Consider the following 20,977-nt stretch of genomic DNA (forward strand, 5'->3'; position numbering starts at 1 on the left):
GCCGTTCCCGACCTTGAACATGCCGGGGGAATCAAAGCCACTCAAGTGCCTGGCCATTCTGACACCAGCGAGTGTTCTGGTAGTGAAGCTCAAAAAGCCGGCGCTGATTCTGCGCCGTAGCCAGATCGCATAATTCAAACCGGACACGGTCACCGGGTAGTTGCTGGGCCAGGCGGCTGCAATCCAGGATCGGTACCACGCCAGGCTTCGGGTAGCCACCAATCGTCTGGCCATCGTTCAGCAGCACGATAGGCTGACCATCGCCGGGAATCTGAACAGATCCGTGTGCAATGCCTTCGGAGATGATGCCGGGCGGAGGGCAGTCCAGGGCTTCACCCTGAAGCCGGAAACCCATACGGTCAGATTGATCGCTAACGGTGTAGCCGCTGGTTGTCAGCCGCAGGATATCTGACCGCTGAAACTGAGTGTACTGATAGCCCGGTATCAGGCCGAGAACCACCTCTGAACTGAAATCAGGGCGCTGGTGCGCGGGCACTTCCCGGCTTGGCACTTTTCGTTGCGGTTCCCGTAGTACCAGTTTATCTCCTGCCTTTATCGGGCCCCGGCCCTCAAGCTTTTCCCGAACAACCACCGTGTGACTGCCGAACTGCTGCGGCGAATCCAGTCCTCCCGCCACGGCCAGGTAGATAAGCCGGTTGTGAGCCGAATGGCTGATGGCCAGCTCGTCGCCGTCGTTCAGGTTCAAGGTTCGCCACATTTCAACGGGTTCGCCGGTCACGGTCACGCTGGTTCTGGCGCCAGTGATGGCAATCCGGAGCGAGCCGTGGGCAATGGCGCGGAATCCCCCTAACATTATTTCCAGGCAGCCAGCATGGCGAGGGTTGTCCAGCAGCTTGTTGGCCCAGGTAAAGCTGATCAGATCAAGGGCGCCGCCTGCGGCCAGCCCGTGGTGGCGATAACCCCGGCGACCACTGTCCTGCACAGAACTTTGCACGCCGGGATGAATGACCTCCAGCCAGCTCATGAAATGAGCTCCCCACCGGCGGCCAGAAACGCCTCCCGGCTGATGGGGGTAAAGCGCACCCGATCGCCCACCTTGAGGAGCGACAGGTTCGTTGGATCAAAAAGGCGTGTCGGGCAGCGCCCAATCAGCTGCCAGCCGCCCGGAGAAACCTGCGGGTAAACTGCTGTCTGCCGATTGGCAATGCCAACGCTTCCGGCGGGTACCTGTTTGCGAGGAGTGGTTTTCCGGGGTGCGGCGATGCTGGGGTCAACCTGCCCCATAAAGGCGAAGCCGGGGGCAAATCCAAGCGCATGCACCCGGTATTCAACCGAGCTGTGTCGACGAATCACTTCCTCGCAATCCAGGCCGCTTTCCGAGGCCAGCCACTGCAGGTCAGGCCCGGTCTCGGCACTGTAATACACCGGCAGTTCCACCAGGCGGCTTTTCAATTCCGCCGTGTGCGCCTGTGTGCTCAGCCTGTGAACGAGGGGCCAGATCTCGGCGCTTACCTGTCGGAAATCGACGACTACCGGGTCGTAGACCACCATCAATGTCGTGTATGAGGGCACCATATCCACCAGCCAGTGAAAACCCGCACGCCAAATGTTGTCGACGAGGTTGGCAATGCGGGCAGGCAGGGCGTCATCGATGGCCTGGGCCAGGGTAATCAGGATGGTATCTTCCGAAACCGCCTCGATCATCGGCCGGATTTACCGAGCGCCTGGCGGATGGCTTTGATTGCGTCGAGCGCGGCGTCATTGTCGCCATGTACACACAGGCTGTCGGCCGGAAGCTCAAGCCAGTTGCCGGTGGTACTGAATACGCCGCCCTTTTCCGCAAAGGACTGCGCCTGGCCAACGATGATGTCCGGATTCTCGTGTACGGCGCCGGCCTGGCGCCGGGAAACCAACTGGCCTTCGTCATCGTAGGCGCGGTCTGCAAAGGCTTCCAGCAGCAGGGGCAGGCCAACGTCGGCCGCCATCTGCTGATGTTCGCGGTAATTACTGGTGACCGGAATCATCAGTGCCAGATCGGTCCGGAAGGTGCGTACGGCCTCCATCACGGCGCGAAGCAGTCTATTGTCCCGCATCATGTCGTTATTCAGGGCGCCATGGGGTTTGACGTAGCTTAGCGTCAGGCCTTCACTCCGGCACATGCCTTCGAGCGCCCCGAGCTGATACAGCATCAGGGCTTCGATCTCTTCCGATGTGTGGTGAATCGAGCGCCGACCGAAGCCGGGCAGGTCGTGATAGGACGGGTGAGCGCCAATAGCCACGTGGTGAGTGGCTGCCAGTGCCAGTGTTTTGCGAATTACCATAGGGTCTGCGGCATGAAAGCCACAGGCCACGTTGGCCATGTCGATCAGGGGCATAACCAGGTCGTCCTGGCCCATTTGCCAGGCGCCGTAGCTTTCCCCCAGATCGCAATTCAGTTTCATGGCACTGTCCTGTCTTTCCTTAGATGTCGCTGCGGCCCGGGAAGGTGGCCTGTTTGCGCTCTTCCGCCAGTCTGGCCCGCTGTTCCAGGGATTCCGGCGAATTCTCGGGAATAGCCCATCCCTGCAGATTGTCCTCAACCAGTTGCACCAGCGCATCAATGTGCCCCGGGGTGGCGTTCAGGCAGGGGATATAGCTGAAGCTTTCGCCGCCGGCTGCCATAAAGTAGTCCCGGTTTTCCTCATTGATCTCCTCAATGGTTTCCAGGCAATCCGAGGAGAACCCCGGGCAGAACACATCAATGGATTTTACCCCCTTTCCGGGCAAGGCTTTAAGGGTTTCATCGGTGTAGGGTTGCAACCATTCCTCCCGCCCGAACCGGGACTGGAAAGTGGTCATGTACTGGTCTTTACCGAGGCCAAGACGCTCCGCCAGCAGCCGTGATGTCTTATGGCATTCGCAGTGGTAGGGGTCGCCCTTCAGCAGGTATTTCAGCGGTACGCCGTGGTAGGAGAGAATCAGCTTTTCCTTGCGGCCATGTTCGGCCCAGTGGGATTCAATATGGCGCGCCATGGCTTCGATGTACGGCGGGAAATCGTGGTAATGGGAAACAAGCCGGAAATCGGGCAGCCAGCGCCGCCGGGTAAAGTCTTTTGCAATGGCATCGAACGTTGAGGCCGTGGTCGAGGCTGAATACTGGGGATACAGCGGAAGTACCAGCAGCTTGCGCACGCCCTGTTGTTGCATCTCGTCCAGTACCCGGGGGATGGAAGGGTTGCCATAACGCATGGCGAAACCTACCACCACATTGGTGCCGAAGCGCTGTTTCATGGCCTCACGGATACCCTCAGCCTGTTTCGCTGTGTGAATCAGCAGGGGAGAACCGTCCTTTTCCCACACACCGGCATAGGCTTCCGCACTTTTCCGGGGGCGAATGCGGAGGATGACGCCGTGCAGAATCAGCCACCACAGGGGGCGCGGTACCTCGACAACCCGCGGATCCCAGAGGAATTCCGCCAGGTATTTCCTCAGGGCGGGGGTGGTAGGGGCGTCGGGGGTTCCAAGGTTGGTGATCAGCACTCCGAGCCGATCCGGCTCATTGTGGCGGTAGTTATCGATCCCGTTGTAAGGCATTGAGACGTTCCGTGAGATGAAAATTAACGCTTGCCGGCCTGCTGCATCAGGCGGGGAATAAGCCCGGTAATGTCGTAACCTGCATTCCGTGCCCGGGACAGGATTTCCTCAGGCTGGTGGTCGCGGGCACTGCTCAGAGCCCATAGTACCGTACAGCGGGTGCCGGAACGACAGAAGGCTAGTACGGGTTTCTCGGCATCACGGATCATGGGCGCGAAACGTTCGACGTCCTGGTCGGTAATATTGCCAGACTCAACCGGCATGTAGACCCATTCAAGGCCCTGTTCTCTCGCCGCGGCCTCAATGTCGGCCATGGCCGGTTGGCCGTATTCTTCATGGTCGGGCCGATTGGCGACCAGGGTCCGAAACCCCAGACGCGCAATTTCGGCGACGTCCTCAATAGCGATTTGTGGCGCTACGGAAATACTGTCATCAATTTTTCTGATATCCACGCGTGTCTCCCAACGACGGTCGTTTAATCCGCTCGATCACTTCGAATGCCATCATACCGGCCACCATGGACGCAACAAAGACCACGGCTTTGATTTCTCCGGCACCAAGAGCCACCAGGGCGGGCCCTGGACAAAAACCGGCAATGCCCCAGCCAATACCGAACATCATGCTGCCAATAACAAGTCTGGGCTCAATACGGTTGTTCGCCGGCATTTTCATGGTGAATCCGAGGAACGACAGGGTACGCCTGCGCGCCGCGGCGAAAGCGACCAGTCCGACGATGATTGCGCCTCCCATCACGAAAGCCAGTGACGGGTCCCAAAGCCCGGCGATATCGAGAAAACCGAGCACTTTTTCCGGATTGGCCATACCCGATACCATGAGCCCCAACCCGAAAATCAGTCCTGCCAGAAGTGAGGTGACAGAGTACTTCATCATTCAGACTCCCATCAGGTGGCGAATTACGAACACCGTTAAAAATCCTGTTGCCATAAAACTCAGGGTTGCGACCAGTGAGCGAGGCGACAGACGAGACAATCCACAGACACCATGCCCGCTGGTGCAGCCTGAGCCGTAGCGAGTGCCTATACCCACCAGCAATCCGGCAACGATCAGGGCTGGATAACCTGCGTCAATCTGAATCGGTGGAAGTTCAGAAAACAACAGCCACAGGCTTGGGGTGCCTACAAGCCCGGCGAGAAAAGCCACCCGCCAGAGTATATCGCGGCGGGCAGGCACCAACAGGCCACCCAGTATTCCACTTATTCCTGCAATGCGGCCGTTCAAAAGCAGGAAGCTTGCAGCGGCGAGGCCGATCAGCAGGCCGCCAGTCAGTGCAGCGCCAGGGGTAAACTGGCTCCAGGCAATATCAATCATTCATAGACTCCCGCGAAATATCGGTTTTGGAATAACCATATAATGGGGAGGAATAATAACAAAAAAAGCCCGGCAGGGAATGCCGGGCAGAGGCGTGCGAGTAGTATCCATGAAAGACTTCCAGACAAACCGACATCAACAGGGATGCCGGTATTGGGAAGTATTGACCATAATTCGAACAGTTCAAGTGAGAGGCGCTTTCGTTTGAAAACATTTTTTCATATTGCATCAGTGGTTATACTGCGGCCTTTCGTTATGCGGTTCTCAGGGCCACCACTGCAATCCGGCCCCGGCTGTAATACAATGACAGCTACCGCTAATGCCCGACTCCCATGAGGTATGCATGTCTGAGCACGACGACAAAAATCCTGAAAATGATCCGCAACTGGCGGGCAAGATCAAGGATTCCGCCCGGCAAATCTGGCTGGCTGGGCTTGGCGCCTACACCAAAGCGGAAGAGGACGCCGGCAAGTTCTTTGATCGTCTGGTTCAGGAAGGCGAACAGCTGGAGAGCAAAACCCGGGGTGTGGTCGAGAAACAGATCCGCACCGTGGAAGATCGGGTAGGCGAGGTTCGTGAGCGGGCCACCGGTACCTGGGACAAGCTCGAGCATATGTTCGACCAGCGGGTTTCTGGCGCACTCCGTCGCCTGGGCATCCATCGCCGGGAAGAAATCGAAGCTATGGAGCGCCGTATCGAGGCATTGGAAAGTGAGCTGTCCAGGCTGCGCGGCAAGAACACTGCGCGCGACGAGGAAGAATAATCTCTAGAGATAGGTCCGGCTGGTGAGCCGGACCTGTTCCTGTTCTTCTTCGTTCAGGTAGGGAAGCAACAGGTGCAACATCTGATAGACCCCGCGGCCCGGATCCACTGACTCCCGGTCATCCAGATGCGAAAGCGTGTCGAAGCTACTCCAGTAACACACCGTCAGGGTAAGCTGCTCACACACCGAAGCCAGTTCATCCGAACCGATGTTCATGATGCCTTGCCGGCGAAAACTCTCACACAGCGTGTTGAACGCCAATTCCTTCTTTTTGAGAATCCTGCGAAATCGAACCTGAAGCTGATCGTAACGGGACAGGACGTTGACCAGATCCTGGTACAGGAAACGGTAGCGGGCCACGGCTTCAAACAGCAGATGCAGGAAGAAGCTGAACTGGTCCATGGGCACGTCTGCTTCCTCGGGCACCGCCAGAAGATCCAGCATCTCTGCCTCATAGGCCCGGAACAATTCCTCAACGATATCGCCTTTGCTTTTGAAGTGGTAATACAGGTTGCCAGGGCTGATCTCCAGCTCATCAGAGATCAGCAGAGTGGTGACGTTGGGCTCCCCAAGGCTGTTGAACAGCAGCAGGCTGGTGTCGAGGATCCGATCCCTGGTTTTGACTTTCTTCATCCGTAATGGCCCGGTCAATCAGAGGTCGAATGAGGCCCACACCGGGCAGTGATCGGATGGTCGCTCCATGGCCCGGATATCGTAGGACACACCAGCTGCTTTTGCCTTGGGCAGGAGGCTGTCACTGGCCATGATCAGGTCAATGCGCAGGCCTCGCCTCGGGTCACGCTCAAAGCCTTTGCTGCGATAGTCAAACCAACTGAAGGTGTTGGCTTCGTCCGGGTGCAGATGGCGGAATACATCGGTAAAGCCCCGTTGTTCAACTTGCCCAAGCCATTCCCGCTCTTCCGGCAGGAAACTGCATTTTCCCGAACGCAACCAGCGTTTGGCATTGTCGGCGCCAATGCCGATGTCGCGGTCTGTGGGCGATATGTTCATGTCGCCCATTACCAAAATATGGCCGGGTTTCTTGGCCAGTTGGTCCAGGTAGGCCATCAGGTCGGCGTAGAACTTTTCCTTGGCAGGAAACTTTACAGGGTGGTCCCGGCTTTCCCCCTGGGGGAAATAACCGTTGATGACGGTCAGGGGTTCGCCGTTAACGGTGAAATGGCCGGTAATCAGGCGCCGCTGGGAGTCTTCACCATCAGAGGGGTAGCCTTTGAGGACCTCTTCCGGCTCCGCGCGGGATAACAGGGCAACACCGTAGTGGGTTTTCTGGCCATGAAAGTGAACGTGATAACCGAGCTCGCGAATGGCCTCGACCGGGAATTCCTCATCAGTGACCTTGGTTTCCTGAAGACCGATGACATCCGGATTAAGCTGCTGAATCACGGCTTCGAGCTGATGCAGGCGGGTGCGGATACTGTTCACATTGAACGACACAAACATCATGGGCGCAGAATCTCCGGAAAAATTTTTTCGGAGTTTAACACACCCCAGGCCGGGTGCCGTCTGGCAGCTGCGACCGGATTACCGTGTCAGTTCACAATCCGGCAAGCGGGCAACCTGATAGCGAATGTGGGCAATGTGGTTGGATTCGGCATCTTGCCGGATGTTGGTCAACCCCAGATAGTCGGTCAGTGCGCCGTCTGAGCTATAGCCCAGCACGATGGGATCCACCAGAAACCGTAATACCAGACTTGTGGGGCGGATCTGCACGGTCACCTCTGCGTTCACCTTTACAGAAGTGGCTGGCTCCAGAACAAAACCGTAGTGATCGCCCCGGGTGGGGGCCAGAAACCGGAATTCCACAGACTCGCCTTGTTGGACGCGTTCCCAGTTTGCCCGGACAAAGTAATCAAAACCTGAATCCACCACCAGGCTCTGGTCAAAGGGGACCATGAATTCGCGGGTGTCTCCCGCTGGACTCTGCCAGACGATGTTGAGTGCCTGCTCCTGCGGGTAGGTGATGGTCAAAGCTTCTCCGAATGTCGGCTGGCGGAATTCCAGTTGCGGACGGAATGGGGAGCTATTGTAAGACAGCATTTTGCTGGCAAACTCGTCGCGGCTTTCCGGAGTCCGGTAGGAAACCTGGTGATTAACCGGGGCGAAGACGCCTTCGGAACACGTGCCTTCGACTCGATGATCCTCCTGGTAAAGCACCTTCCCATCCTGTTTGGCTGTACCTGAAAATTCAAATACCTCGCCAGCCACGGGAAACGCGGCTGCTGCCAGGAATACGGTCAGGGCCGTCGAACCAGCGAGTTTCATGTTTCCAGCTCCGTATACAGGGCCTTGCGAATGAACAGCAGCAACGGAAACAGGACGAACCAGCCGACGGCCATGGCGACCAGGGAAACTGTCAGGTCCGGCAGCGCCACTATACCGAGCTGGCTGGCGGACCAATAGGCAAAGGGGCCGGCAATGGGGGCCAGAGCCCACGGCAACCACTGGTGCTGGCCAATCCAGCCCAGGGAATGACACAGGGTGGTCATGAAGATGGCCCAGATCGCGATGAGCCAGGGCGGGGCCGCCAGCACCTCTTCTCCGGAATCCAGGGCCAGCACCCCGGTTCGGAACCAGAATGTATCCATCAGTCCGCCGAGCACCACGCCAAAGCCAATAAACTGCAGTTCGGAAAACCGCTGTTGACTGACCAGAGCAAGATGTAGCCCCAGGAACACCAGGATCAGCCCAACCGTAGCTAGCCCGGGGTACAGCACGCAGGCCAGCCAGCCTGTCTGGAACAGTATAAAGTTCAGCAGGTTACGGGCGTTTTTTGAAGTGATCATACACTCAGAATATTCGCGCGTTTGTTGGCCGGCTTGGCCATGACCAGATGGGCAACGCCAATCGCCCGCTCGCTGAAGCCAGCTTCGCAGTACGCGAAATAGAAATGCCACAGGCGCTGGAAGGCCTGGTCGTATCCCAGCTGTTCCAGTTCCTGACGGCACACCATGAACCGATCACACCAGTCCCTCAGCGTTCGGGCGTAGTGAAAGCCGAAGTCTTCGGCATGGGTCAGTACCAGGTCTGAGCCCCGGTTCATAGAGCCAAGAATAGCGCCAAACGATGGGATAAAGCTGCCGGGGAAAATGTAACGCTGGATGAAATCCACATTCTTCAATGCCCGGTGGTAACGCTGTTCCGGCATGTTAATGGCCTGAATCAGCGCCAGGCCATCCGGCTTCAGCAGGTGGCTGATTTGGGACAGGTAGCTGTCCAGGAACTGGGGGCCAACGGCTTCGATCATCTCGATGGACACCAGTTTGTCGAACTGCCCCTGCAGATCGCGGTAGTCGTCGAACAGCAGCGTAATCTTGTCTTCCAGGCCTTCCGCTTTCACTCGCGCCTTGGTCAGCTCCAGCTGCTCCCTGGAAATGGTAGTGGTGGTGACATGGCAGCCATAGTGTTTGGCGGCGTGAATGGCGAAGCCACCCCAGCCAGTACCGATTTCCACCACCCGGTCCTCCGGCCTTAAATCCAGCTTGCGGCAGATGGTATCCAGCTTGTGAACGGCCGCTTCGTCCAGGGTTGCATCCTCGCGGGGGTAAATGGCGGAGGAATACATCATGGTTGGGTCCAGGAACAGGCGGAACAGGTCATTGCCCAGATCGTAGTGGGCGCTGATGTTCTTGCGGGAGCCTTCCGGGGTGTTGCGGTTCAGCCAGTGCAGTGCCTTGAGTGCTGGCTTGCTGATCCAGGCAAACCGGTCTTCAAACCGGTTCATGGTGTCGATATTGCGGGTAAAGAACCGAAGCAGGGCGGTCAGATCTGGTGAACTCCAGTCACCTGCCACAAACGATTCGGCAGCACCGATGCTGCCACCGGTCACCAGATCCCGCCAGGTGCTGTGGTTGTGGATCACTAACTCGGCCTGCGGATAGCGGTCATCGCCATCACCGAATACGAGGTCCTCACCTCCTGCCTCTCTGATCACCAGCCTGCCATGACCAAGCTGCGCCAGTTGCTGGCAAGCCAGGTGCTTTGCGACACGGCTGATCAACGAAAGCCCCGTGTTTCCGGTGCGCTGGTGTTCAACCGAGGTGTTCAGGTTCTCCATGAGCTTACCCTTCCTGCCGAATCAAATGCGTTGTCTTGTTGTGCCGATGGTTTTTCCGTTACATCCAGCCCCAGATCCTCGGTACCGCGCTGGTAGGCGCTGTCGGTTGCATCGAGTTTGTCCGGGTGGGTGTAAAAGGGGGCCCCTTTGAATTTCAGCTTCAGGGCATTCCAGTAAATACCGGCAACGCCTTTGATGGTTTCCAGGGGAAACCGTCTCAGGCTCCTGTGCAGGGTTTTACGATCAAGAGGGGTGCGTTGGACTACCAGCGTGGCATCAAAATGCTTGCGGCCTTCCTCTTCCACATTCATGTGAACGCGCATGTCCTTGCCGCGAAAACTGAACAGCCACTGGTAGTGCTGATTCATGCCATTAAATGGTGAAACGTGGAAGCGTTTGCTGAAAGCAAAACGCTCGGTGTGCCAGGCGTTATCGGAGCCCGGCCCCGGCTGGGTGCATTCCATGCAGTACACATGGCGCTGTTTCCAGGGGGTGTTGGTAATCTGGGCGACAATCACACGGGGGGTGGCACCGGCGTCTGGCCTGCAGCCCCTTTCATAGCACAGGTAAAAGCTGACCGGATTGAAAATGTAGCCCAGGTAGCGCGGGTGGGTAACCAGCTCTATTGGCCCATCCGGAGCCCAGCCGGTGGCGCTTTTAACCCGGTTGAATACCGCCTGGCGCAGGCTGGGCACTTCCGGGTCAAGGTAATCCCGCCGGTAGAGCCCCAGCCAGTTAAAACGTTCGAGGGAAAAAAACGGACTGGTTCTGGTTACCGTGGACCAGTCGTCAAGGTCGAGGGCGAGCATTCCGATGTTGTAGCTGAACTCATGCTGAACCGGTAGCTTGCGCCGATGCCTTATGGTGCCTTCCAGCCATTCACTGGCCATAATCAGAGCTCCACCCCGAATGCCCGGGTAACTCTCAGTGCGCTGCGCACACCGTCTTCGTGGAAGCCATTGAACCAGTAGGCACCGCAAAAGTGGGTGCGGTTCCGGTTACCGATGTCATCGTAGCGCTCCTGTGCGGCAACGGCGTCCAGAGTGAAGACGGGGTGATCGTATTCAAACCGTTTGATCACCTTTTCCGGATTAATATCCCGGCTTCGGTTCAGGGTGACGCAAAAGGTTTCCGGAGCGTCGTCGAAGTTCTGAAGAACCTTCATGTTGTAGGTTACGGAAACCGGTTGCGTGCTGTGTTCCGGGATCATGTAATTCCAGGCGGCCCAAGCCAGACGGTTCGAGGGCAGTACGCTGGCGTCCGTGTGCAGAACCACGTCGTTCTTCTGGTATGCGATGGCTCCGAGGATGCTTCTCTCATCGTCAGTGGCGTCGTCCAGCATGGCCAGGGCCTGGTCACTGTGGCAGCCGAAAATGACCTGGTCAAAACGATGTTCCTGTCCGTTGGCCACCAGGGTAACGCCCTCCTCATCCCGTTTTACGGAAGTTACCGGGCTGTTCAGATGGGTGCGTTCGCCCAGCTTGTCCATCATCCGGTTTACGTAGGTAGCCGAACCTCCGGAAATCACTCGCCAGGTGGGCCGGTCATCCACAGATAACATGCCGTGGTTGTTAAAAAATTGTAGAAAAAACCGGATTGGGAACTGTTCCAGCACAATCTCCGGCGCAGACCAGATAGCCGCGCCCATGGGGACAATGTAGTAGTTTCGGAAGTACCGGCTGTAGCCGTTGCGGTTCAGATATTCCCCGAGTGTTTCGCCGTCCGGAATCGTGGCGGCGGCCAGGTCGGCACGGGTTTCCTTATTGAACCGGAGAATCTCCCGGATCATTTTCAGGAAATTCAGATTAAACAGATTCCGGCGCTGGGCGAACAGGGTGTTCAGACTGGTGCCGTTGTACTGCAGTCCACTGGCATGGCAGTCCACGCTGAAACTCATGTTGCTCACTTCAGAGGCCACCCCGAGCCGATCCATCAACTTGATGAAGTTGGGGTAGGTCCAGTCGTTGAACACAATAAAACCGGTATTCACCGGCCAGGTGCGACCACCAGCTTCAAACTGTTCCGTGTTGGTGTGGCCTCCGGCATAGTCGCCGGCTTCAAACAGATGCACATCGTGCTTGTCGGCCAGCAGCCAGGCGGCTGTTAAACCTGATACTCCAGCGCCAATCACGGCAATTCGCTGACGTTCCTGATTCATGCAAGGTATTTCCTGTGGTCAAACTTCAATGATCGGTTTTACGGGCCATGGAGGCGGCCATGCGGTCGATGACTCCCTGGGGCAGGGCGGCTAGCAGCTTCAGGGACCAGGTAAAGCGTTTCGGGAACGCGATTTCGTTCCGGCCTTTCTCAAGCCCTGTGCGGATTCGTCTAGCCGCATCCCCGGCTGAGATGATGAACGGCATGGGAAAATCGTTTCGGTCCGTCAATGGCGTTTTGACAAACCCCGGGGATACCACCACCACCCGAATCCCCTCGGCCGCCAGATCAGCTCTCAGTGACTGGGCAAAGTAGGTAAGTGCCGCCTTGGAGGCGCCATAGCCCTCAGCACGCCCGAACGGAAACCACCACGCCGAGGAACTCACAATCACCAGCGTCGCCGGTTTACCTTTGGCACGGGTCGCCCGCAGCGCCGGCAGGGCAAAATCCAGGCAGCGTGCTGTGCCGATCACGTTGGTGGTCACGTTGTTGGCAATGACATCGCTGTTGTAGTCCGCGACTTCCAGATACTCACAGGTACCGGCGTTCAGAATGACCATGTCCAGGTCGCCAAAGTGGTCAAGCTGCGACTTGACCCCCTGCAAGTCATTCTTGCTGGTGGTGTCCGCAGCGGCGGCGGCTATCTGGTTCGGGAAGGTTTGCAACAGCTCATCCAATGGCTCCTGCCGGCGGCCGGTCACAATCAGTTTGTGACCGGCACCGGCGAGTTCGTGAACCAGCGCTTCGCCAATACCGGATGAGGCACCGGTTAACCAGATGTTGCTGGGTGACGTCAGTAATTGGCTCATCCTGCCTGCTCCTTAACCCAGCGAATCATGCGGCCGAGCACCGGCAGGTTCTCATATAAAAGCTGGCCGGCGTCGAAATAGTCCCGGTGATAACGAACTTTTCCGTCCCGGATCTCCAGATGGCTGATACCCTCCACAAACACCGGCTTGCCGCCGCGAACACGCTTGTGCTGAAGCTCCATCACCCAGGGCAGGCTGCACCAGCATTCCTGAATGACCGGCTCGTGGAAACGGAACTGGCAGCGGATAACGTTGCCGTAGGCGCTCGCCATGTATTCGGTTAGCTGATCAAGGCCATGTACCCGACCAAAAGGATCCTGAAACTCGATATCCTCGCCGTATACCTGCTGGAGCTTGTTGAGATTGCCTTTGTCCAGTGCGTTATACAGCGAACAGAAACGTTCCAGTACCACGGGCAATCCGGAATCCGGTGCCCCGACTTCAATGGCAGAGGCAGACGTCGTCATGAGCGGTTCCTCCTCTTGTGGTCCAGTTTCCGGGTCTCTTTCTGAATATGAGCCGGAATCGGATTGAGATCCCAGATGATGCCCAGCTTGGAAAGCAACCACAGGCCGTACCAGGTGACATCAATTTCGTACCAGCGGAAACCCTGGCGTACCGATTGCGGCCAGCGGTGGTGGTTATTGTGCCAGCCCTCGCCCAGGGTGATCAGAGCCAGCCAGAAATTGTTGCGGCTGTCGTCATCGGTCTCAAACCGTCTTTTACCCCAGACGTGTGACAGGGAGTTGATCGAAACCGTCGCGTGAAAAAGCACCACGGTTGATATGAAGAAACCCCATACCAGGAGCTGAAGCCCGTTGGTGCCGAGCTCGGGGGCCCACAGGGCCAGTGCCTCGCCAAACAGGTAAATAGCGACCGCGAACGCAGCGGGTATCAGAGAGTCAAAACGGTTGATGAACCTGAGTTCCGGGAATTTCAGCCAGTCGCGCACCCTGCGTTCATCCATCGCAAAGCCCGCATCACAGGTGAACCATCCCATATGGGACCACCAGAACCCACCCTGGTGTGGTGAGTGCAGATCCTGCTCGTTGTCCGAGTGTTGGTGATGGTGCCGGTGGTGCGCGGCCCACCACAAGGGACCCCGCTGAGCCGCGCTGGCCCCCAGAATGGCAAATGCGAACTGCGCAGGCCGGCTGGTTTTGAAGGTTTTGTGGGAGAAATACCGATGGTAGAAGCCCGTGATCGCGAACATCCTTACCAGGAAAAACGCAACGGCAAAAACCACTGCGAAAGTACTGACGCCGGTGTAAAGTGCCAGCAAACAGGCAAGGTGGAGAGCGATGAAGGGCAGGACTCGTACCCAGTTAAAGGCTCGGGAGTCCGTATCCAGGTGATCTGATCCAGCTTCGGAATCGAACCATCTCAGAATGTTTGTTAACCAACTATTTACTCGGGTCATATACAACCATGCGTGAAGTAACATCAGACACCACATCAATACGCAGCATCGCGGTTATTGGTTCAGGGCTGGCGGGGCTGACGACCGCAATTCTTCTTGGCGATTCGGGCCATAATGTCCGGGTATTCGAGAAGAGTCGCGGCCCCGGTGGTCGTCTGGCGTCCAAACGCGTGGCGAACGGATCCGCCGATATCGGCGCCCAGTACTTCACGTCCCGTAATCCCGGCTTCACCCGGTTTCTGGATCGCTGGGCCGGGCCCCGGAGCTACCAGAGCTGGAATGCCCGGTTCGGCTATCAGACGGAAGGGGCCAGCTGGCAGGCGTTTCCGGAGGAACACCGGTTTGTTGGTACTCCGCGAATGACGGCCATTTCCCGGGCTCTTTCTGAACACATTACGCTGGCATCCGGTGTTCGAATCGTCCGATTGTCGAAAGAAGATTCGAAATGGCAGCTCACCGGTACCGATGGGCAGCACTACGACGGCTTTGATCAGGTCGTGATCACGGCGCCACCGGCGCAGGCTCAGGAACTGTTGCGGGACAGCGGGCTTGATGCGATGGCGGAAGGGCTGGCTGGACACGTGGGTAATATCCTGCCGTGCTGGGCGGTAGCTGCCCATTTTAATCGCTCCGTTGATTTCCCGTTCGATGCTGCGCGCCCCAACTCGGACGTGTTGTTCTGGGTGGCCAACAACTCCTCCAAACCCGGCCGGGAAGACGAGGGCCAGTGGTGGGTGCTGCACGCCAACCCTGGGTGGACACATGAGCACGTGGATGACGCTCCGGAAAGCATTGCTGAAGCTCTGCTGGCGGAATTCAAGGCACTGACCGGGCATGGGGAGGCTCCGGATGACTGGGTAACTCATCGCTGGCTGTACGCACGCTCGGAAGCCGGCGATAACCCCGGCTATCTGTTCGACCAGAATACTGGCATTGGCCTGGCAGGCGACTGGCTGGCGGGCGGTCGGGTTGAAGGCGCCTGGGAAAGCGCCTCGCAACTGGTGCAGGCAATGGGCCAGAGCTCTGATCAGTAATTGCGGCTACTCAGTCAGGTCGGAGGGAGCTTTTTCTGCGACCTCCGGCCGCCGGTAGAAATGGGTGATGGTGCCGTCGCCGAATTTTGAGAAGAAGGCACTCACCTCGGTGATTTTTCGCAGGCTTCGCTCCCGGGTGATCGGGTTTTTCACCAAGACCTTGATGCCGTTGAAGTTGTCCTGAATGTTCGAGAAGCGAGCCTTCATGGAGCAGGTAACCACGTTGTCCGGGTTAATGCCCAGCTCCGATGCCAGCCAGCGGCTGTGGTTCAGGATTTCGGTCTTGTCCAGATTTTCCCGGGTGTCGACGTGGTCCAGCTTTACCCGGTTCACAATGCAGAACGAGTAGCTCCTGGGCTCCCGGCGGGCCACCTTGCGGAAGGCTTCCCAGAAGAAGTTATCGGTCAGCTCGGCAAACCATTTCATGTTGCTCAGGCAGGTATCCACCCAGTCGAAGCTTTCCGGGTCCTCCAGCACTTCGTTAATGGCCTCCCGCAGCAACCAGTCGAAGCCCAGAGCGGTCTTGTGCGCATATACCTTGCGGTACATCTGGTGGCGGCTGTACACGAAGTCTTCCAGGGCGCCCAGGCCTTTCTGGGTAATCGCAAGCCCCATCCAGGGTTCAGAAACGTCCCAGCCGAACCGCAGGTTGCTCAGCAGGTGATCGAGATTGAAACCGCCGATGGTGACCGAACTGTGGAAGCCGTCCCGCAACATATAATCGGCCCGGTCGGCATCAATTTCCCCCGAAACAATGGATGACAGCAGACCCATCACCAGCTGTGGTACATCCCGGGGCGGGATAGTGCCGGCAATGGCATCATCACCAGCAATAAATTCCCAGAAGGTCTGGGCGTGGCGGCAGAAGGTTTCGCTGGGCGTAACATCGGTGGTTTCCATAATGCCGATGACATCGATAGCAGCCAGCCCGGCGCTCTCCAGATCCACAGACGAGAGTACGTCATGGGCGACTCGAACAGAGTAGTGTTCATGCTCCAGCTCTTCCGGTTCACTGGCGTGGTAGGCCGAATAGTCAACGCCTTCCCACAAATCCCGGAACCGTTCAGGGCGAGACATCAGGTCGCGAATCTTCCGGGCCTGGGTGAACTGATGGGAGAAACTGGAGTGACCGCTGTCGTGCAGCAAGCAGCCAAGCCGGATGGTCTTGGCCAGGTAATCAATGGCATCGAGCTGGCTCAGGCTGAGATCGGTCTGCTCACTCAGCTGCCGTTCCCGAAGGTATGCATCGATCATGGCCCGGAACATCCGTGTGCCCACATGCATCACCCCGATGCTGTGCAGGAAACGGGAATGGGTGGCGCCGGGGAAAACCAGACTCAGAATGTCGTTCTGGCAGATGTTTCGCAAGCGCTGAAACAGTGGATGGTCAATCACCTGGATTTCGTGCCGGTAGAGCGGGATACCGCCATGCACCGGGTCCATGATCAGTTTGTCATAGGCTCCGAGCAGATCGTTAACGGCACGTCTCATGGTTACAATTCTCCCAAAATGATGATTGCGGCCTTGTTATATCACAGGGGCATGCCAGAATAGGCCATATAAAGCCTTTTTTCTTTACCGCTGGTAGTTTAGGGCAGCCAACATGACCTCGCGCACCGAGCGCATTCTGATAATTGACGCCGATGAACAGGCCCGAGCCGATCTGTCCCGTTACCTGGAGGCGCGGGGGTTTTACGTAACTGGTGCAGCGGGGGTAAACGCTGCCCGAGGATTGTTCGACGACAATATCCCGGATGTGATCTTTGCAGATCTCCCTCCAGAGGCGATCAGAGACCTGTCCCGGCGCCTTGATGAAACAGAAAGTTTCACGCCGATAGTGGCCTGCACCAGCAGCCAGTCCAGCGCCGATGTGGTCCAGGCCATGCGGGCCGGAGCCGCCGATGTCGTGCTCAAACCCTGCAATGACGACCGCAATGCACTGGACGACGTTATCGGCAAGTTGTTTGACCGGGTCAGGGTAAACCGCCTGAACCAGTTGTACCGGCAGGAACTGGAAGAAGCCAACCGGGACTTGCGCAACGGTATTGCCGAGCTAAGGGCCGATCAGAATGCCGGCCGCAAGGTGCAGCTTAAAATGCTGCCAGACCATCAGCTCACGCTTTCCGGGCTCAGTGTGGATTACCTCATCAAGCCGTCCCTGTATCTCAGTGGCGATTTTCTCGACTATTTTCGCATCAGTGAAGACAAGGTCCTCGTTTATATCGCCGACGTTTCAGGCCATGGCGCCAGTTCCGCGTTCGTTACCGTGTTACTGCGAAACCTCACAAATCGTTTGCAGCGGAATCTCCGGCGCCAGTCCAGTGACGACATCCTGCACCCGGAACGTTTCCTGGAGCGCATTAATTCGGAGCTGTTGGATACCGGGCTTGGCAAGCATGTCACCGTGTTTGTAGGCATTATTTCAACAACGGAACGTACATTGAGTTATGCGGTCGGGGCGCATTTCCCCATGCCCATCCTGTCGTTTGAGGATGGTGAAACCCGTTTTCTGGAAGGCAGCGGGCTTCCGGTAGGGCTGTTCGAAACGCCGGAATGGGAACTTTACCAGGTGAAGCTGGACCGACCATTCCGGCTTTTGTTGTTCTCTGATGGCCTGTTAGAAGTGATCCCGGCCAAATCTCTGGATGAAAAGGAGAACAGGCTACTTGAACTCGTTTCAGGAGGTAGTCACACTATCGCATCGCTGAGCGACGCTCTGGGGCTGGATAAGATCTCGGAGCTGCCTGACGATATCGCGATAGTATCGGTAACTGATACCATAAACGGGTCAGATAACACGTCGTCGACTTAGTGGCAGTGTGAAAAATGGCTGGTTATAAAATCCTGCAAGCAGAACAGCAGGGAATATACGTCCTGAAGTTTATTGGGGAAATCCGGCTGAACCTGTGTTCGACGCTGGACAATCTGGTTGAGTCCATAACCCGTGATCCGGCATTCAAAACCGTGGTTATCGACCTCACCGAGACCGAAATCATCGACAGCACGACGCTTGGCCTGCTGGCCAAGATTGCGCTGGCGGCGCAGAAACAAAGTCATTTTCTGCCAACGCTGATTTCCACCAACCCCGATATCACCCGCATTATTACGTCCATGGGCTTCGACAAGATTTTCATTATTGTCCGTGAGCCAGCTTCCCGAATTGAAGAACTCGAAGAAATCCCCGTGCTCAAGGCGAGCGAGCAGCAGGTTCGCGATAAAGTTCTTGATGCCCATAAAGTACTGATGGGCATGAATAGCCGGAACAGGGAAGAATTCAAGAATCTGGTGCGGGCCCTGGAATGCGAGGAAACTGGCTGAAAAGCCAGTCCTGCACCGGGCCCGGCCCTGACAGAAACAGAACGGAACGTTTATGCCTGATAACCCGACGCCCGGTAATCACGGGGCGAATTCCTACGATGTGGCAGTACTTGGTGGCGGCAGTTTCGGTACTGCCATGGCAAAAGTACTGAGCGAGAACGGCCACGTTGTGCATTTCTGGATGCGCGATGAAGCACAGGCAGAGGAAATACGCAGCACCCGCATTAATCGCCGGTATATGCCCGCCGTTACCCTTCAGGGTGACATTCAGCCAACAACCGACCTGGCCGAGGCGGTGCGCAAGGCGGAGATTGTGCTGGTTGCGATCCCATCGAAAGCGTTTCGGTCGGTCATTCGCGAACACAGCAGCGAATTCCGCGATGGCCAGATCGTCGTCAGCCTGACCAAAGGCATCGAAGAGCACGGCTTTAAATTGATGAGCGAAATCCTGCTGGAGGAGCTTCCCAGGTGTCGTTCCGGTGTTCTGAGCGGGCCGAACCTGGCTGGCGAGATCGTCAACCGTGAACTGACCGCCACCGTTATCGCCGCAAAAGACCCGGATGTGCGCCGCACTGTGCAGGAACTGCTGGGCTGCGAATACTTTCGGGTTTACGCCAATGTTGATATCTACGGTGTGGAGCTGGCGGGCGCACTCAAGAATATCTACGCCATTGTTGCTGGCCTGGCATCAGCCCTGAACATGGGCGAGAACGCGAAAGCCATGCTGATTACCCGTGGCCTGGCCGAGATGAGCCGTTTCGCGGTTAGCCTTGGCGCCAACCCGATGACCTTTATGGGCCTTGCAGGTGTTGGCGACCTGATTGCCACCTGTACCTCCAGTAAAAGCAGGAATTTCCGGGTTGGTTATGCCATTGGCAAGGGCCAGAAGCTGGAAGAAGCCGTGCAGGAGCTGGGGCAGGTGGCCGAAGGTATCTATACCCTGAAACTGGTACGCGAAAAATCTGAGGCTATTGGCATCTACATGCCTCTGGTACGGGGGCTTTACGAGATTCTCTATGAAAGCGCTTCCATCAATGCGGTGATCAACAGCCTGATGATGGCCGTGCAGAATTCTGATGTGGAGTTCATTCTGCCGCGCACCATTACCCAGTGACCCGGGATTGTCATCCGGAAGGAGAGGCACGTGCATCTGATTGTTATGCGCCATGGTGAGGCCGGCTGGCATTCGCTGGATCAGGAGCGTGAGCTGACCGAGGCGGGTCGCCGCGGCGTGGCAGCCGTGGCGGCGCAAATTGCCTCTTCCCCGTGGCGTCCCGCCCAGATCTGGTCCAGTCCCTATGTTCGGGCCCGGCAAACCGCCGCGATTGTGGCGGAAGTGCTGAATTGCCCGGTCCAGGAAAAAGCCTTTATCACACCCGATGATGACCCTGGCCGTTGTCTGGATGAGCTTCTGGACAACCAGGTTTCACCATTGATGCTGGTTTCCCACATGCCATTCGTGGGTAGCTTCTCCACTCTGTTGGTTGATGGCCATCGGCAGGGCATTCCCTTTATGACGTCTCAGGCTGTACTGCTGGATATGCCTGTAGTGGGGCCAGGCTGCGCCGACTTGAAAGCCCAGTTTCTGCCCTGATCTAATCAGTACATCACTCATTTCTGATACTGAACGAACCTATGTACAGTTTTCCCATTGATTACATTGAGCCAGTCTTCCGGCCGCCCAGCGAGGCGAAATCACTGATTCTGCCGGTGACTAATGGCTGTTCCTGGAACCAGTGCACCTTCTGTGAGATGTATACTCAGCCCCAGAAGAAATTCCGGGCTCGAAAGCCCGAAGACATCAGGGCAGACATCGAGAAAGCAGCAGCGGCATTTGGCGACGTGCGCCGGGTTTTCCTGGCCGATGGAGATGCCATGGTGCTGCCCACCCGGCGCTTGCTGGAAATAATCGCTGACTTGAAGCGAGCTTTTCCCGGCCTGGAACGCGTTTCCAGCTACTGCCTGCCACGAAACCTGGCGAAAAAATCGGTTGAAGAGTTGGCGCAGCTCCGGGAAGCCGGCCTGAAAATCCTCTATGTGGGCATGGAATCCGGCGACGACGAGATTCTTCGGCGCGTTAACAAAGGTGAAACCTGGGAATCCACCCGGTCGGCCCTGGTGAAGATCCGGGAAGCGGGCCTGGTGAGCTCGGTGATGGTGCTCAATGGTCTGGGCGGTGAAGCTCTTTCAAGGCAGCATGCCATTAACACTGCCACACTGTGCAATGAAACCCAGCCCGATTACCTGTCTACCCTGGTGGTCAGCTTCCCGCAGGGTGAAGAGCGATTCCGCGAGGGTTTCGGGGCGGATTTCGTGCCCCTGGGCCAGCAGGCCCTGTTCGAGGAAATTCGTGTGTTTCTGGAGCACCTGGAACTGGACAACACCATTTTCCGAAGCGATCACGCCTCCAATTACCTCGTGCTCAAAGGTACGCTGGGCCGCGATAAAGACCGCCTGCTGCAGCAGGTAAACATGGCCATTACCCAGCCTGGCGCTGTGCCTCTGCGGGCAGAATGGATGCGTGGGCTCTGATCAGGG

The 20,977-nt window shown here is 57.2% G+C and carries 25 protein-coding genes; 7 read left to right on the top strand and 18 right to left on the bottom strand.

Going from position 1 to position 20,977, the window contains the following annotated elements; genetic code table 11:
- Positions 1-31: 31 nt before the first annotated feature.
- From OZ656_RS10340 to OZ656_RS10370, 7 genes are read right to left on the bottom strand one after another with little or no spacing between them, the layout of a single operon-like run.
- Positions 32-985: a biotin-dependent carboxyltransferase family protein gene (locus OZ656_RS10340; RefSeq protein WP_199451671.1), complete on the bottom strand. Its 954-nt coding sequence runs from the start codon at positions 983-985 to the stop codon at positions 32-34.
- Positions 982-1,665, bottom strand: coding sequence for a 5-oxoprolinase subunit PxpB (gene pxpB, locus OZ656_RS10345; protein WP_153739900.1), 684 nt, complete (start codon positions 1,663-1,665; stop codon positions 982-984). The genes OZ656_RS10340 and pxpB overlap by 4 nt, the downstream gene beginning before the upstream one ends.
- Positions 1,662-2,402: a 5-oxoprolinase subunit PxpA gene (locus tag OZ656_RS10350; RefSeq protein WP_272998831.1), complete on the bottom strand. Its 741-nt coding sequence runs from the start codon at positions 2,400-2,402 to the stop codon at positions 1,662-1,664. Before OZ656_RS10350 ends, pxpB begins: the two co-directional genes overlap by 4 nt.
- Positions 2,403-2,421: 19 nt before the next feature.
- On the bottom strand, positions 2,422-3,534 hold the full coding sequence (gene hemH, locus OZ656_RS10355) for a ferrochelatase (RefSeq protein WP_272998829.1): 1,113 nt from the start codon (positions 3,532-3,534) through the stop codon (positions 2,422-2,424).
- A 23-nt stretch (positions 3,535-3,557) separates the two neighbouring features.
- Positions 3,558-3,986, bottom strand: coding sequence for a TIGR01244 family sulfur transferase (locus OZ656_RS10360; protein ID WP_114434060.1), 429 nt, complete (start codon positions 3,984-3,986; stop codon positions 3,558-3,560).
- Positions 3,967-4,422, bottom strand: coding sequence for a YeeE/YedE family protein (locus tag OZ656_RS10365; protein ID WP_272998856.1), 456 nt, complete (start codon positions 4,420-4,422; stop codon positions 3,967-3,969). The genes OZ656_RS10360 and OZ656_RS10365 overlap by 20 nt, the downstream gene beginning before the upstream one ends.
- A 3-nt stretch (positions 4,423-4,425) precedes the next feature.
- Entirely contained in the window at positions 4,426-4,863 is a 438-nt protein-coding gene (locus tag OZ656_RS10370) for a YeeE/YedE family protein (protein WP_222180197.1), read from the bottom strand.
- Positions 4,864-5,206: 343 nt separating this feature from the next.
- Here OZ656_RS10370 and OZ656_RS10375 point away from each other — a divergent pair, with 343 nt between their 5' ends.
- Complete coding sequence (locus tag OZ656_RS10375) at positions 5,207-5,626, top strand: phasin family protein (protein WP_278350627.1); 420 nt, start codon at positions 5,207-5,209, stop codon at positions 5,624-5,626.
- 3 nt (positions 5,627-5,629) lie between these two features.
- On the opposite strand, the gene OZ656_RS10380 is transcribed toward OZ656_RS10375, so the two are convergent.
- From OZ656_RS10380 to OZ656_RS10425, 10 genes are all read right to left on the bottom strand, one after another.
- The gene (locus OZ656_RS10380) at positions 5,630-6,259 is read right to left on the bottom strand and encodes a TetR/AcrR family transcriptional regulator (protein ID WP_023010163.1); all 630 of its coding nucleotides are present in this window, start codon (positions 6,257-6,259) and stop codon (positions 5,630-5,632) included.
- Between the two features lie 18 nt (positions 6,260-6,277).
- Positions 6,278-7,090, bottom strand: a complete 813-nt coding sequence (gene xthA, locus OZ656_RS10385) for an exodeoxyribonuclease III (RefSeq protein WP_228223580.1) — start codon at positions 7,088-7,090, stop codon at positions 6,278-6,280.
- 78 nt (positions 7,091-7,168) lie between these two features.
- The gene (locus tag OZ656_RS10390) at positions 7,169-7,909 is read right to left on the bottom strand and encodes a hypothetical protein (RefSeq protein WP_153739897.1); all 741 of its coding nucleotides are present in this window, start codon (positions 7,907-7,909) and stop codon (positions 7,169-7,171) included.
- Positions 7,906-8,430: a DUF2878 domain-containing protein gene (locus tag OZ656_RS10395; RefSeq protein ID WP_379944466.1), complete on the bottom strand. Its 525-nt coding sequence runs from the start codon at positions 8,428-8,430 to the stop codon at positions 7,906-7,908. The genes OZ656_RS10390 and OZ656_RS10395 overlap by 4 nt, the downstream gene beginning before the upstream one ends.
- Complete coding sequence (locus OZ656_RS10400; protein ID WP_153739895.1) at positions 8,427-9,701, bottom strand: cyclopropane-fatty-acyl-phospholipid synthase family protein; 1,275 nt, start codon at positions 9,699-9,701, stop codon at positions 8,427-8,429. The genes OZ656_RS10395 and OZ656_RS10400 overlap by 4 nt, the downstream gene beginning before the upstream one ends.
- Positions 9,689-10,591: a DUF1365 domain-containing protein gene (locus tag OZ656_RS10405; RefSeq protein ID WP_153739894.1), complete on the bottom strand. Its 903-nt coding sequence runs from the start codon at positions 10,589-10,591 to the stop codon at positions 9,689-9,691. The genes OZ656_RS10400 and OZ656_RS10405 overlap by 13 nt, the downstream gene beginning before the upstream one ends.
- Before the next feature lie 2 nt (positions 10,592-10,593).
- Positions 10,594-11,859, bottom strand: coding sequence for an NAD(P)/FAD-dependent oxidoreductase (locus tag OZ656_RS10410; RefSeq protein WP_278350625.1), 1,266 nt, complete (start codon positions 11,857-11,859; stop codon positions 10,594-10,596).
- Positions 11,860-11,884: 25 nt separating this feature from the next.
- Positions 11,885-12,667: an SDR family oxidoreductase gene (locus tag OZ656_RS10415; RefSeq protein ID WP_278350624.1), complete on the bottom strand. Its 783-nt coding sequence runs from the start codon at positions 12,665-12,667 to the stop codon at positions 11,885-11,887.
- Positions 12,664-13,134 carry a nuclear transport factor 2 family protein gene (locus OZ656_RS10420; RefSeq protein WP_011784970.1) on the bottom strand — a complete coding sequence of 157 codons (471 nt, stop codon included), beginning with the start codon at positions 13,132-13,134 and terminating at the stop codon, positions 12,664-12,666. The genes OZ656_RS10415 and OZ656_RS10420 overlap by 4 nt, the downstream gene beginning before the upstream one ends.
- Positions 13,131-14,087 carry an acyl-CoA desaturase gene (locus OZ656_RS10425; protein ID WP_183578390.1) on the bottom strand — a complete coding sequence of 319 codons (957 nt, stop codon included), beginning with the start codon at positions 14,085-14,087 and terminating at the stop codon, positions 13,131-13,133. The genes OZ656_RS10420 and OZ656_RS10425 overlap by 4 nt, the downstream gene beginning before the upstream one ends.
- Positions 14,088-14,095: 8 nt before the next feature.
- Here OZ656_RS10425 and OZ656_RS10430 point away from each other — a divergent pair, with 8 nt between their 5' ends.
- On the top strand, positions 14,096-15,121 hold the full coding sequence (locus OZ656_RS10430; RefSeq protein WP_303292636.1) for an NAD(P)/FAD-dependent oxidoreductase: 1,026 nt from the start codon (positions 14,096-14,098) through the stop codon (positions 15,119-15,121).
- A 6-nt stretch (positions 15,122-15,127) separates the two neighbouring features.
- Here the strand turns inward: OZ656_RS10430 and OZ656_RS10435 are convergent, their stop codons facing one another.
- The gene (locus OZ656_RS10435) at positions 15,128-16,612 is read right to left on the bottom strand and encodes an HD domain-containing protein (protein WP_011784967.1); all 1,485 of its coding nucleotides are present in this window, start codon (positions 16,610-16,612) and stop codon (positions 15,128-15,130) included.
- A gap of 112 nt (positions 16,613-16,724) precedes the next feature.
- Between OZ656_RS10435 and OZ656_RS10440 the strand changes: the two genes are divergently transcribed.
- From OZ656_RS10440 to OZ656_RS10460, 5 genes are read left to right on the top strand one after another with little or no spacing between them, the layout of a single operon-like run.
- Positions 16,725-17,933, top strand: a complete 1,209-nt coding sequence (locus OZ656_RS10440) for a PP2C family protein-serine/threonine phosphatase (RefSeq protein WP_011784966.1) — start codon at positions 16,725-16,727, stop codon at positions 17,931-17,933.
- Between the two features lie 14 nt (positions 17,934-17,947).
- A complete protein-coding gene (locus OZ656_RS10445) occupies positions 17,948-18,439 on the top strand; it encodes an STAS domain-containing protein (protein WP_011784965.1) in 492 nt (163 codons plus the stop codon).
- A 52-nt stretch (positions 18,440-18,491) separates the two neighbouring features.
- Positions 18,492-19,553 (top strand): NAD(P)H-dependent glycerol-3-phosphate dehydrogenase, encoded by a 1,062-nt coding sequence (locus OZ656_RS10450; protein WP_153739888.1) that lies wholly within the window; start codon positions 18,492-18,494, stop codon positions 19,551-19,553.
- 30 nt (positions 19,554-19,583) lie between these two features.
- Positions 19,584-20,033, top strand: coding sequence for a histidine phosphatase family protein (locus OZ656_RS10455; RefSeq protein WP_022991229.1), 450 nt, complete (start codon positions 19,584-19,586; stop codon positions 20,031-20,033).
- 41 nt (positions 20,034-20,074) lie between these two features.
- Entirely contained in the window at positions 20,075-20,971 is an 897-nt protein-coding gene (locus OZ656_RS10460) for a radical SAM protein (RefSeq protein WP_114434073.1), read from the top strand.
- The last annotated feature ends 6 nt before the right edge of the window (positions 20,972-20,977 follow it).

The organism is Marinobacter sp. LM1 (assembly GCF_042763285.1).
In the GTDB taxonomy this organism is placed as follows: domain Bacteria; phylum Pseudomonadota; class Gammaproteobacteria; order Pseudomonadales; family Oleiphilaceae; genus Marinobacter; species Marinobacter nauticus.